This window comes from Amorphus coralli DSM 19760 (assembly GCF_000374525.1).
GTDB classification, from domain to species: domain Bacteria; phylum Pseudomonadota; class Alphaproteobacteria; order Rhizobiales; family Amorphaceae; genus Amorphus; species Amorphus coralli.
Genome location: NZ_KB894570.1, coordinates 651,795 through 664,300 on the forward strand (window position 1 = coordinate 651,795; position 12,506 = coordinate 664,300).

Annotated in this window: 12 protein-coding genes; 1 reads left to right on the plus strand and 11 read right to left on the minus strand. The window is 67.6% G+C overall.

What is annotated here, in order from left to right:
- Positions 1-23 precede the first annotated feature (23 nt).
- From C507_RS0102955 to C507_RS0102985, 7 genes are all read right to left on the minus strand, one after another.
- The gene (locus C507_RS0102955) at positions 24-1,004 is read right to left on the minus strand and encodes an ornithine cyclodeaminase family protein (RefSeq protein ID WP_018698167.1); all 981 of its coding nucleotides are present in this window, start codon (positions 1,002-1,004) and stop codon (positions 24-26) included.
- Positions 1,001-1,855, minus strand: coding sequence for an alpha/beta fold hydrolase (locus tag C507_RS0102960; RefSeq protein ID WP_018698168.1), 855 nt, complete (start codon positions 1,853-1,855; stop codon positions 1,001-1,003). The genes C507_RS0102955 and C507_RS0102960 overlap by 4 nt, the downstream gene beginning before the upstream one ends.
- The gene (locus C507_RS0102965; protein WP_018698169.1) at positions 1,852-3,306 is read right to left on the minus strand and encodes a M81 family metallopeptidase; all 1,455 of its coding nucleotides are present in this window, start codon (positions 3,304-3,306) and stop codon (positions 1,852-1,854) included. Before C507_RS0102965 ends, C507_RS0102960 begins: the two co-directional genes overlap by 4 nt.
- Positions 3,303-3,854 (minus strand): TRAP transporter small permease, encoded by a 552-nt coding sequence (locus C507_RS0102970; RefSeq protein WP_018698170.1) that lies wholly within the window; start codon positions 3,852-3,854, stop codon positions 3,303-3,305. The genes C507_RS0102965 and C507_RS0102970 overlap by 4 nt, the downstream gene beginning before the upstream one ends.
- Positions 3,855-3,858: 4 nt before the next feature.
- Positions 3,859-4,836 carry a TRAP transporter substrate-binding protein gene (locus C507_RS0102975; RefSeq protein WP_018698171.1) on the minus strand — a complete coding sequence of 326 codons (978 nt, stop codon included), beginning with the start codon at positions 4,834-4,836 and terminating at the stop codon, positions 3,859-3,861.
- A gap of 68 nt (positions 4,837-4,904) precedes the next feature.
- A complete protein-coding gene (locus tag C507_RS0102980; protein ID WP_018698172.1) occupies positions 4,905-6,194 on the minus strand; it encodes a TRAP transporter large permease in 1,290 nt (429 codons plus the stop codon).
- The gene (locus tag C507_RS0102985) at positions 6,191-7,345 is read right to left on the minus strand and encodes an NAD(P)/FAD-dependent oxidoreductase (protein WP_018698173.1); all 1,155 of its coding nucleotides are present in this window, start codon (positions 7,343-7,345) and stop codon (positions 6,191-6,193) included. The genes C507_RS0102980 and C507_RS0102985 overlap by 4 nt, the downstream gene beginning before the upstream one ends.
- A 98-nt stretch (positions 7,346-7,443) precedes the next feature.
- On the opposite strand from C507_RS0102985, the gene C507_RS0102990 reads away from it, so the two are divergent.
- The gene (locus C507_RS0102990; protein WP_018698174.1) at positions 7,444-8,055 is read left to right on the plus strand and encodes a helix-turn-helix domain-containing protein; all 612 of its coding nucleotides are present in this window, start codon (positions 7,444-7,446) and stop codon (positions 8,053-8,055) included.
- Positions 8,056-8,419: 364 nt separating this feature from the next.
- On the opposite strand, the gene C507_RS0102995 is transcribed toward C507_RS0102990, so the two are convergent.
- The 4 genes from C507_RS0102995 to C507_RS0103010 form a co-directional block, all read right to left on the minus strand.
- Positions 8,420-9,724: a UDP-glucose dehydrogenase family protein gene (locus C507_RS0102995; protein WP_018698175.1), complete on the minus strand. Its 1,305-nt coding sequence runs from the start codon at positions 9,722-9,724 to the stop codon at positions 8,420-8,422.
- A gap of 188 nt (positions 9,725-9,912) precedes the next feature.
- On the minus strand, positions 9,913-10,581 hold the full coding sequence (locus C507_RS0103000; RefSeq protein WP_018698176.1) for a glutathione S-transferase family protein: 669 nt from the start codon (positions 10,579-10,581) through the stop codon (positions 9,913-9,915).
- A 115-nt stretch (positions 10,582-10,696) separates the two neighbouring features.
- On the minus strand, positions 10,697-11,497 hold the full coding sequence (locus C507_RS0103005; RefSeq protein WP_018698177.1) for a YdcF family protein: 801 nt from the start codon (positions 11,495-11,497) through the stop codon (positions 10,697-10,699).
- Positions 11,498-11,540: 43 nt separating this feature from the next.
- Positions 11,541-12,365: an aldo/keto reductase gene (locus tag C507_RS0103010; RefSeq protein WP_018698178.1), complete on the minus strand. Its 825-nt coding sequence runs from the start codon at positions 12,363-12,365 to the stop codon at positions 11,541-11,543.
- Between the last annotated feature and the right edge of the window lie 141 nt (positions 12,366-12,506).

Consider the following 12,506-nt stretch of genomic DNA (forward strand, 5'->3'; position numbering starts at 1 on the left):
ACCGCCTGCACCGGGTCATATGATCAGTCGAGCGGCGCGTCGACGCCGATGCCGCTTTCTTTAGCCAGCTCATAGCAATGGTGGGCGCAGGCGAGATCCTGCGCCGCGATGCCGAGCGAGCGGTAGAGGGTGACATCCTCGACACCGGTACGCCCCGGCCTTTCGCCGGACAGCACCTCGCCGATTTCCGCACGCACATGGTCCTCGCCGATCCGGCCGGCTTCAATGGCGCCGATCAGTTCGCCTGCCTGGGCATGGATCGACGGTCGATAGTCGGCAAACAAAGCCGAGCGCACCACCAGGTCCTGATCGATCTCCGTCTTCGACGGCACCGAGGCCCCGACCACGTTAAGATGGGTGCCTGGCCGGACCCAGTCGCCGAACAGGACGGGCGCGCTGGCCGATGTGACCGTGCAGACGATATCGGCGCCATCGACCGCGGCCTTCACGTCGGTGCCCCACTCGATCGACACGTCGGGATGATGGCTTCGCGCCAGCGCCGCGAACGCTTCTGCACGCTCCGGCCGCCTGCCGACGATCCGCACCGTGCGTATGGGGCGGACCGCCAGCATCGCCTCCAGGTGAACCTCCGCCTGCTCGCCGGTGCCGACGATGGTCAGTACCGTGCTGTCGTCGCGGGCCAGAGCCCGCGTCGCGACCGCGCTCGCCGCCGCCGTGCGCACCGCCGTGAGCCGCCCCGCGTTCATCATCGCGATCGCCGCACCGTGCCGGGTCTCGAACAGCACCATCGCGCCCTGGTGGGACGAGTAGCCGAGCTGCGGGTTTTCCGGGAACAGGCAGACGAGCTTCACGCCGAAGCAGCCGGGCGCTTCCATGGCGCCGGGCATGAGACCGAGCATGTTGGGTCCGCCCACCGGCATGATCTGGCGAAGCGGCAGCGTCGCCTCGCCGCGCGAAACCGCTTTCATCGTCTCCGCCACGACCTCGATCGCCGCGTCCATGGTCAGAAGCGCGTGAATGTCCTTTTCGGAGAGAACGATCATTTGACGCGCACGGCCTCCTCGCCCCAGCTCTCGCCCGTCAGCGACAGGCCCAGTTCGGTTTCAAGCAGAGAGACATAGAGTTCCGGCCGCACGACGTAGGGGAAGTGTCCGCCCCACGCGAACCGGTAGGACGTGCCCGGCTGAAGCAGCGCGCGCGCCTCCTCCCGCATCTCCTTGGAAATCAGCGGATCGTCGTCGCCCTCGATGGTGGCGATGCGCTCCTTCGGGAAGTCGAGGGAGGGAAGCGGCGGCGCCTTCTTCAGGCCGTTGAGACGCGACCGCAGCTCGATCTCGGGAATGCGGCCTCCCACCTCGGCGAGCAGCAGCTCGACCAGATCGGCCTGGTCGGGATGCGCCTCGCGCCAGGCGCCGAGCCCCATGGCAAACCCCTTGCGCAGTTCCTCGATGGGTGCGGTGTCGAGATCCGAGGTATAGGGCGGCCGCTGGCGCGACGCTTCGGTGGAGACGAGCGTGTTGGCCGGCAGCAGGCGCACGACCTTCTCCGGATATCCGGCCGCGAAATACTGGACCAGATAGCCACCGAGCGAGGAGCCCAGGACAGTTGCCTTGTCGATGCCGAGCCGGTCCATCAGGAGCGCGAGATCGTCGGCCCACTCCGCAACGCCGCCGGTTGCGGGATAGGTCACGGCCACGATGCGGACCCGGTCCTTCAGCGCGTCGATCTGCTGCCAGAAGATATCGCCGCGCCCCAGCGTTCCGGGGGTCAGAAGCAGCACCGGGCCGTCCGACCCTGCCTCGATGACGCCCCACTCGCGGCCGTTGAGGTCGACCCGCTTTTCCGGATGCCGCGCGGCAAAGGCATCGCGGCTTTCGATCAGGGCATTCGTCATGAAAACGGGTTCTCCACCTTCGGCCAGTAGGTCGGCGCGCGCTTTGTGAACGGGATGTTGGCGTAGTCCGGCGTGATGGCGCCGGGGGTCGCGACATGGATCACCTCCGAGCCGATGGGCGCGAAGCCGGCGTAGAAGTGCTGGGACGACTTCACGCACACCGCCTTCTTCGTCGACAGGTCGATGCCGAGCCCGGTGAACGCCTGCGGATGGAAGGTCTGGGTGCGGATGTCGTTGATGACGATGTCGACGCCCCTGGTGCGCAGCCAGACGGTCTCGCCAAGCGCGGAATCGAGCGAGCCGAAGCGCTGGGTGAGGCCACTCTCCAGCTTCATCACCGTCACCTCCAGGTCGAGCGGATCGCCCGACATGGGACCGCACTTGCCTCCGAGCCGGAGAGCGAGCGTCGCCCCCTCGCCCGCTTCGCGGCAGATGCGGACCGCCACCGGATCCCAGTAGACGCCGGTGGCGATATCGGTCATGCCGCGCTCCAGGATCGCCCGCAGCAGGAACGTCGCATCGGCCGGCGCGCCGCCGCCGGCGTTGTCCGCCGTATCGGCCAGCACCACCGGTCCGGCGCTCGCCTCTGCCACCCGGTCGAGCGCACCCTCGATGTCGGGATAGGGCCGCGCGATTGCGTCGCGCAGCGAAAAGAGATGCCGGCCAAGTTCATCTGACAGGCCAGCCGCGCGCTCCGGATCGCCGTCGGTAATCGCCAGCATCCGCGCCCCGACCCGGGGATGGTCGCCCCACGGGAAGCCGTGGATCAGCGACAGCGACAGGACCCCGTCGTCCTTCTCGCGCTCCAGGAGCCCGTCGACAAAGCCGCGCATCGGCTCCATGGGCGTGTGCAGGGCATGGATCATCCGGCAGTCGAAATCGCGCATGACCGGCTTGCTCCGCCCCTCCGCCGCATCCACGGCCAGGCGGAAGAGGTCCTTGGCGCGGTCGGGGATGTCGACGTGCGGATATTCCTTGTAGGCCACCAGCAGCGACGCTTCGGCGAGCATCGTCTCGGTCAGGTGGCAGTGGGGATCCAGCAGCCCGCCGATGATAGCGTCCGCGCCGGCCGCCGTCCGGCAGTGGGCGATGAGGTCGCCCTCGCAGTCGTCGGTGCCGGTCGCGATCATCGCGCCGTGCAGCGACAGAAGGATCACGTCCACCGGCCCCGCAGCCTTCAGGTCGCTGACGATTTCGTCGCGAAAGGCCTCGTAGATCGGCTGCACCGTCGGCCCCGCGGGCTGGGCGTGCGCGGTCAGGCTTTCGATGACCTCCCAGCCCTCCGCCTCCGCAGCCTCGCGCCAGATCTTGATCGGCGCCGACCAGTACTGCACCGGTGCGCGCGAGGCGTCGCCATGGGCAATCGCCCCCTCCTCGAAGCTCAGGAGACCGGTCGGAAGCGGCGAGAACGAGTTCGTCTCCGTGGAGAGACTCGCGATGAAGATCTTCATGCGGGTTCGTCTTCTGCGTGAAAGCGGTCGGGCGGCGGAGCGCCGGTGGCCAGATGAAGGGCAAGCGAGGCCGCGGTGTGCACCAGGATGATGAGGAACGCGACCGGCACGGCGGCCGTGAACCAGACCATCGGGACGGAGAGCATTTCGGCCTCCCGGCCAAGGCTGCGGCCGAGGAAGCCGCGCGACAGCGCCCAGTTGGCCCCGAAGACCGAGTAGAACAGCACGGGCACGGCGAAGATGGTCACGCCGGCGGCCCGGACCACCGCCAGCAGCCGGCCGAGGCCGCCGGTGGTGCGGGCGACGCCGGGAAACAGGGTCGGATCGGAGCGCTCGTGAAAGGCGACGGAGGCGCCGAGCATGCCGGCCCAGACCATTGCCCGGCGCGCCAGCTCCTCCGTCCAGATGGGCGGCGCGTCGAAAATGTAGCGGGCGATCACCTGGTAGCCGGCCGAGGCGGCCATCACGACGAGCGCGACAACCGCCAGGGCGAGCGCCACCCGGTTCAGACCGTCGGAGAACCGGACCAGTCCGGTAACCGCCCGCATGGGACTATTCGCCCTTCGCCGCGGTCCACATCTCGACCTGCTCGGCGGTCAGGAGACCGCTGTCATAGGTCGTCTGCGAGGCCTTCACGAACGCGTCCCGGGCTTCGGGCGTGAGCTCGGTGATCTCCACGCCCGCCTCCTTCAGCCGGTCGAAGACGCTGCCCTGATTGGCCAGCCAGTCGCGATTGGCCTTGTTGGCGGCGTCCACGGCGGCGTCGACCGTCTTGCGCTCCTCGTCGGACAGGCCCGAGTACCAGTCCTCCGAGGCGATCGCGATGCGCAGCGACGGCGTGATCTCCGCGTCGGTGAAGTACTTGATGAAGTCGGTGTGGCCGAACAGGAGCGGTACGATCGGCGGGTTCAGATAGCCGTCGGCCACGCCCGTCTGCAGGGCGTTCGGCACTTCTGCCCAGCTTACGATGGTGCCCGTCGTGCCCCACGCCTTGTAGAGTTCGATCTGGCTCTCATCGAGGGCGCGCATGCGCAGGTCCGACATGTCGGCCATGGTGGTGACCGGATGCTTCGTGTTGAAGATGCCGACCCCCTGACCGACCGAATCCACGGCGAGCACGCGCACGCCGGACGGCGTCAGTTTCTCGTTGATCTGCTCCAGCATGCCGCCCTCGTAGAGGGCGCGATCGACCTGCTCGATGCCGTTGAAGAAGTATGGCAGGCGCAGGCCGAAGATCAGGTCGTCGATGGAGGCCGGGATCGCCAGAGGCGACATCGACACTTCGAGCAGCCCCTGGGAGACCTGGTCGAACAGCTCGTCGTCTCCGCCAAGGGCGCCGCGCTGGTATTCCTCCGCTTCCATGCCGTTGGCGTTCAGATACTCGGTGAAGGCGTTCGCCCAGACATAGGAGCCGGAGCCCTCCAGGTCCGGCGGACTGTCGAGCGCTACCTTGACCTGGGCCAGGGCCGGTCCGGAGACCGCCATTGTTGCGGCAAACGCGGCCGCAAACGCGATACGGGACACCTGCATGATCACTCCTCCACTTCCCCTCGATTGAAAGACACGTCCATCGGCCGCACCACCGGGTTCCCCTCCCGCTAGCGACCGCCAAGCACTCCAAACGCCCGCGGGATCGCCAGGCTGATCTCCGGAAAGGCGACCAGCACGCCGAGCACCACGATCTCCACCAGCACGAACGGGATGACGGCCCGGGCCAGCTTCCAGTAGTTCGTCTTCGTCACCGCCGAGACCACCAGCAGGCAGCCGCCGAGCGGTGGCGACACCAGTCCGATGCACAGATTGAAGCACAGCACGATGCCGAGATGGACCGGGTCGGCCCCCTGCTCCAGCGCAACCGGCGCGAGCAGCGGCACCAGCAACGCCAGCGCCACCGGCACGTCCAGCACCATGCCGGCGAACAGGAACAGCACGTTCAGGAGGATCATGTAGCCGACGGGGCCGAGGCCGAGCTCCGTCACGCCCGACGAGATCGCCTCCGGCAACCGCTCCAGCGCGCCTAGATGGCCGAGGGCGGCAATCGCGGTGATGATCATGAAGATCGAGCCGGACAGCGTGACGGTGCGCTTCAGGCCCTGGCCGAGGGACTTGCGGTCGAGCCCCTCGTAGAAAAAGGCCGCCACCAGCGCGACGAAGACGGCCACGGCCGCGGCTTCCGTCGGCGTCATCCAGCCGAGCACGATGCCGCCGACGATCACCACGGGCAGGATCAGCGCTGGACCGGAGCGCAGCAGCGTCGGCAGGAGCGACGGCGTCTCGCCCTTCTCCAGCCGAGGGTGGTCATGGCGCCAGGCGAAGACCGCGTTCACGACGAACAGCGCGCCGGCGAGCAGCAGCCCCGGAAGGATGCCCGCGAGGAACAGCGCCGTGACCGAGGTCTGCATCAGCGCGCCGTAAAAGATCAGGATTATGGACGGCGGAACGATCGGGCCGATGATCGAGGAGGCCGCCGTCACGGCGCTGGCGTAGGCGTCCGTATAGCCGCGCTCGCGCATGGCCGGCACAAGCGTGTTCGACAGCGCGGCCGCGTCGGCCACGGCCGACCCGGAAATGCCGGCGAAGAAGACGCTGGTCATGATGTTGACGTGGCCAAGCCCGCCCCGAAGCCGGCCGACCAGCGCCATGGACAGATCGATGAGCGCCCGGGTGACGCCCCCCCGGTTCATGATCTCGCCGGCCAGGATGAAGAGCGGCATCGCCATGAGCGCGAAGACGTCGATGCGCGAGAAGATCTGCTGCGGCAGGATGGCGAGATAGCGCGCCTTGTCCGCGGCCACGTAGGCCAGTACGGCCGACCCGCCGATCACGTAGGCGAGCGCAAGTCCCGATGCGAGGAAGACGACCGCCGCGACCGGGACCAGCGCGATCATGCCGCGACATCCAGCCGCGTGACGGCAAGGTCGGCAGCGGCGATCCCCTGATCGGCAATATCGGCCGGGATCGGCCGGCCTTCTATGAGCGCGGCTGCCGTCCGCGCCAGCGCTGGTGCGGACTGGATGCCGTAGCCGCCCTGCCCGGCCAGCCAGAAGAAATCAGCAGCGACCGGATCGTAGCAGGCAACCGGCGTCTTGTCGGCGACGAAGCTTCGGAGTCCCGCCCACTTGTTCTCGATGGAACGGACCTGGATGTCGAAGGCCGTCTCGATCCGGTCGACGCAGACGGCGACGTCGTACTCGTCGGGCTGCGCGTCGCAGGGCGGCGATGGCGTCTCGTCGGCCGGCGAGATCAGCAGCCGGCCCGCGTCGGGCTTCATATAGAACTGTTCGTCCACGTCGACGACCATCGGCCAGGGCGCCGGGTCGGTGCCGGGCGGCGCTGCGACGATCACCGCGGTGCGCCGCTTCGGCACCAGTCCGATCGGGCCGGCACCGGCGAGCGCCCCGATTTCGTCGGCCCAGGCGCCGGCTGCGTTGACGATCGTATCGGCGAGAACCGTGATCCGGCCGACCTCGATCGACCAGCCGGCGCTGCTGCGGGCGAGCGCACGTACGTCGCCGTTGGTCAGGGTTTCCCCGCCTGCCGCACGAAATGCCTTCAGGTAGCCGTGATGCAGCCCATGCACATCGATATCGCGCGCGCCCGGTTCGGCCATGCCGCCGGCGACGTAGTCGGCACGCAGCAACGGCGCCAGCGACCGCGCCTCGTTCGCATCGATGAGGCGGACATCGCCCTTCGGCGCGACCTCGGTGTGGAGCGCGTGCAAGGCATCCATCTGGTCGGCGCGGGCGAGCATCAGCACCCCGCGTGCACTGAGAAGCGGGTTCGCGCAGAAGCCTTCCGGGGGTGCCTCGTAGAAGCGCGCAGACGCCCGCGACAACGCCCGGATCGCCGGTGGCCCGTAGGTTTCGGTGAAGAGCGCAGCCGACCGCCCGGTCGTGTGGTAGCCAGGCTGCGCTTCCCGCTCGATCAGCAGAACGCGGCGCCCCGCCTCGGCCAATTCAGCCGCGACGGACGCACCCGCGATGCCGGCGCCGATCACGGCGATCTCGTAGTGCGGCTGTGTGCTGGCGACGTCGATCATGGGGAAAGCGTAGCAAAGCTTTTCCAATTGGAAAACGGGAATTTTCCCATCGGAAAATCACGGTGGACGCGGTCGACGGGCGGCCGTAGATTCACGCCATGGACGACGCTCTGGCCCCCCGCCTCCAAGCCGAAGATCGCCGCATCCGCATGGGCGAGCGCCTGCGCGCCATCCGGCACGAGCAGGGTCTGACGCTGGCCGATGTCGCCGCACGCTCCGGGCTGGCGGTCTCCACAGTTTCCAAGGTGGAGCGCGGCCTGATGGCGCTCACCTATGACCGGTTTTCACAGCTGGCCGAAGGGCTTGGCGTCGATATCTCGGAACTGTTCAGCGAGGCGGGCGAGCGCTTCCAGCCCGGACAGGTTGCCGTCGCCCGCAAGGGGGAGCACGCCCGCCACGTCACCGAGAACTACGTGTACGAGATGCTGTTTCCCGATGTGTGGAACAAGGCGATGGTGCCGATGCTCGGCACACTGCAGCCCTACGAACAGATGAATTTCGAGCGCTTCGTCAGCCACGGCGGCGAGGAATTCGTGATGGTGCTGGAGGGCAGCCTGACGGTCTATTTCGAGGACCGGCCGCCGGAGGTCCTGGCCACCGGCGACAGCGTCTACTTCGACAGCCGCCGCGGCCATCTCTACGCGTCGGCCGGACCGGGTTCGGCCCGCATCCTCGTGGTCTGCTCGAAGATCACCGACTGGCCGGGGTGAGACCGACGGCCAGGCGCGGGGTGAAAGCGGATCGCCGTGCCGCGTTTCCGGACGGAAAACCGGTTCCCACTTTTCCTGGGATTGCTTTGCCCAGCGCGTGACCACGCGCCGGCCGGTCAGGCCGCCCTCCCGGAGCCGGTGAGCGCAAGCGAACTCGGCGTGAGGGATATCTCTAGACCGCAATCCCGAACGGAAAACCGGTGCCCACTTTTCCTGGGATTGCTCTTGCCAGCGCGCGACCGCGCGCCGCCCGGTCAGGGCGCGCCCGCGCAGCGGCGAACGAAGTGAGCTCGCGTGAGCGGAAAAGACTTTTCCCTACGCAATCCCGGACGGAAAACCGGTTCCCACTTTTCCTGGGATTGCTCTAGCCCCGCCCCACATCCACATAGGTGAAGCCGTGACGCTCCACCTCGGCGCGGCGGTAGACGTTGCGCAGGTCGACGAACACCGGCACCCGCAACAGTTCCTTCAGCCGCACAAGGTCGAGCGCCCGGTAGGCATCCCACTCCGTCACCAGAACCACCGCGTCGGCCCCTTCCACGCATTGATAGGCCGTTTCGCAGTAGTCGAGGTCCGGCATGACCCTGCGCGCCTGCTCCACGCCCTCGGGATCATGACCGCGCAGCGTCGCGCCGGCGGCGGTCAGCGCCTCGGCGATGGCAATCGACGGACTCTCGCGCATGTCGTCGGTGTTCGGCTTGAAGGTCAGGCCCAGGAGCGCGATCGTCTTGCCGGCGACCGAGCCGCCGCAGGCCTTCACGACCTTCTGCGCCATGCGCGTCTTGCGGTCCTCGTTGACCGCCACGACGCTCTCCACGATCCGGCACGGCGCATCGTATTCGCGGGCCGTCTCCACCAGGGCCCGGGTGTCCTTGGGGAAGCACGATCCGCCGAAGCCGGGGCCGGCGTGCAGGAACTTGGTGCCGATGCGGTTGTCGAGACCGATGCCGCGCGCGACCTCCTGAACGTTGGCGCCGGTGCGCTCGCAGAGATCCGCCATCTCGTTGATGAAGGTGATCTTGGTCGCCAGGAAGGCGTTCGAGGCGTACTTGATCAGCTCCGCCGTGCGCCGGCCCGTGTAGATCACCGGCGCCTGGTTGACGAAAAGCGGCCGGTAGACCTCGCCCATCACTTCCCTTGCGCGCTCGTCCTCGACACCGATCACGATGCGGTCGGGGCGCTTGAAGTCCTCGATCGCAGCGCCCTCGCGCAGGAACTCCGGGTTGGAGACGACCGAGACATCGATGTCCGGCCGCGCCTCGCGCATGATCCGCTCCACCGCGTCGCCGGTCCCGACGGGCACCGTCGATTTCGTCACAACCACCGTGTAACCGGAAACGTGGCGGGCGATCTCCTCGGCCGCCGCGTAGACATAGCTGAGGTCCGCCCGGCCGTCGCCGCGCCGCGACGGCGTGCCGACCGCGATGAAGACAACATCCGCTTCCGCCACGCTGTCAGCCAGCTCGGTGGTGAAGAACAGCCGCTCTTCCTCGCGGTTGCGCGCGACGTGCTCCTCCAGCCCCGGTTCGAAGATCGGAATCGCGCCGGCATTCAACCGTTCAACCTTGCCCGGATCGGTATCGACGCAAGTGACGATGTGGCCGAAGTCGGCGAAACAGGCGCCGGACACGAGGCCGACATAGCCGGCGCCAATCATGGTGATGCGCATGGAGAACCCGTTCCGCGGCTTGGCCGAGGATCATTCACCCTCGGGGGACGTGCGACGTGCGAAGGCCGCTTTCTTGCCCTCCCCTTTGCGCCCATGCAAGCCGCGAAGTCCGGGCCGCGATACCGCGCCGGCACCGTCGCACCCGCGAGACGCACCAGCGGCGCCTGCGCCCGACGGGGCCGCCTGCGTCAGAGCGCCGGAGCGTCGACCTCGTCGTGTGCGAGGATCCAGGGTTCCTCCACGCCCTGCGCGGTCCAGCGCTGGAATGATGGCAGCGCCAGCACCGCGTTCATGTAGGCGCGTGTCTCCGGTGTCACCTCCCAACAATATCGGTCGAGCCGCGCGACCACCGGCGCATACATGGCGTCGGCGGCGCTGAAGGTGCCGAACAGGAAGGGCCCGCCGGCACCGAATCGGCTCCGGCAGTCGGCCCAGATCGCCTGAATGCGGGCCACGTCGGCAGCCCCATCCGAACCGCCCCAGTCGCGGAAGGCGAACCGCTTGCGCAGGTTCATCGGGCAGGCGGAGCGCAACGCTGTGAACCCGGAATGCATCTCGGCGGACACCGAGCGGGCAACGGCGCGCGCATCCGCGTCCGCGGGCCAGACGCCGGCCTCGGGGAAGCGCTCGGCCAGCGTCTCCATGATCGCCAGCGTATCCCACACCGACAGGTCCTCGATCAGCAGGCACGGAACCTTGCCGGAGGGCGAATGGCGGGTGATGCGTTCCCTGGTGTCAGCACGATCCAGCGGTATCAGGATCTCGTCGAAATCGAGTCCGAGCTCGCTCATCAGGAGCCACGGCCGCAGCGACCAGCTCGAGTAGGCCTTGTTTCCGATCACCAGCACCAGGCTCATCACGTTCCTCCCGCGATCCGTCACCAGCGGGCAGTCTTTCCCACCCGCCGGTTCACGTCCAACGGATGTTTGTGATGGAACGCGCGCGCAAACGCGATGAATCCGGCTTCTGGCCTCAGTCGTCGGGCCCTGGCACCAGAGCCGGGGACTTGCCCGTCATATAATAGGCGATGAGGGACAGCCATTCGCGCACCGCCAGATTGGTCTTGTAGAGGCCGCCGCCCATGGACCGGCTCCAGCCGTAGGGGCTATCGCCCCCGGGGGTCCGGTAGTCGACGGGATACGGCACCAGCCCGGTCCAGCCGGCCTTCTCCATGACGCCCATGGTGCGCGGCATGTGCCAGGCCGAGGTGACGACGATCCAGCTCTGGCCCGCTTCCGGCTTGAGAAGGTCCTTCAGGAAGATGGCGTTCTGCCAGGTGGAGGCGGCGCGGTCCTCGATCCGAATGCGATCTCGCGCGACGCCGAAGCTCTCCAACAGCCGCGCGGCGAATTGCGCGTTGCCGACCTTGCCGTCGGGCGGCGGCGGCCCGTTGGAAATCGCCACCAGCGCAGCGGGATAGCGCCGGGCGAGATCAGCCACGGCGACGATCCGGTCCGCGCCGTCTGTCAGCTCGGGAATCTGGCGGGTCCGGACGATGGAGGCATCGATGGCACCGCCGAAGACCAGGATACCCGTTGGCCCGCCCGGCGGCGGTTCGCCACGCTGGTAGCGCTCCTCCAGCGGATGCAGCAGCAGCGTCGACAGTGGCGCAAATCCCGCCACGACGAACCCGAGGGTGCCCAGCGCCACGAACGCGAACCCGACCCACTTCCAGCCGACCAACAGGCACGCCAACCCGCCGAAAAGAAGCAGTACCAGAAAGTTCGATGGCCTCAGGACGAAGAAGACGATCTCGGACAGAAGGTCGGGCATGGCCCCCTCATCGATGCGGGAGCCGTATCGTGTCTCCCGGGATCTACGTATCCCATTCCGGCTCGCCCGACATCCGGACGATGCGTCCGTCCGGCTGGGTCAGCGCCGAGATGCGGCTCATCTCCTCATCGGTGAGCGTGAAATCCGCCGCGCCGAGATTTTCCTCCAGCCGATCGGGATTGCCGGTTTTCGGGATTGCGATGACCCCGTCCTGCTGGATCAGCCAGCGCAGCGTCACCTGTGCCGGCGTGCGGCCATGGATCTCGGCGATCTCGCCGATCACCGTGTCGTCCACCATCTTGCCGCGCGCCAGCGGACAGTAGGCCGTGAGCGACAGGCCGTGGCGCCGGCAGGCGTCCAGCACCGGCGCCTGGCTGAGATAGGGATGGTATTCGACCTGGTTGGTGGCCAGCGGCGCCTCGCTCGCCTCCACCGCCTCCTCGATCAGCTTGACCGGGAAGTTGGCCACGCCGACCGCCCTCGCAAGGCCACGGGTGCGCACCTCGTTGAGCGCGCCAATCGCTTCCCGGGTGGAAGTGTCGTTGCTCGGCCAGTGAATGAGGTAGAGGTCGAAATAGTCGAGGCCGAGACGTTTGAGGCTCACTTCGGCCGCATGTTGGAGCTGCCCGTCGCGCAGGTTCGAGGACCAGACCTTGGACGTCAGGAAGACCTCGTCGCGCGGCAGCTTAGCGGCCTTCAGGCCACGGCCGACCGCCTCCTCGTTGTCGTACATCTCCGCGGTATCGATATGTCGAAAGCCAGCGCCCAGCGCAGCCGTCACCATCTTCTCGCATTCCGCGCCCTTGAGCTGCCAGGTGCCGAACCCGAGCGCGGGAATTTCCACTCCTGCTGCGCCGACCGTGTGCATGGAGGACCTCGTTCGCTGTATGGGGATAGAAGATCAACTGGCAGACAGGCCCGCCCGACGGCCCTCTGAGGCCGGGAACAACACCCCGCCCGCGGCTGTGATGCTCATATAGGGTCGCACGAAGGCCCTACGGCCCCGTGA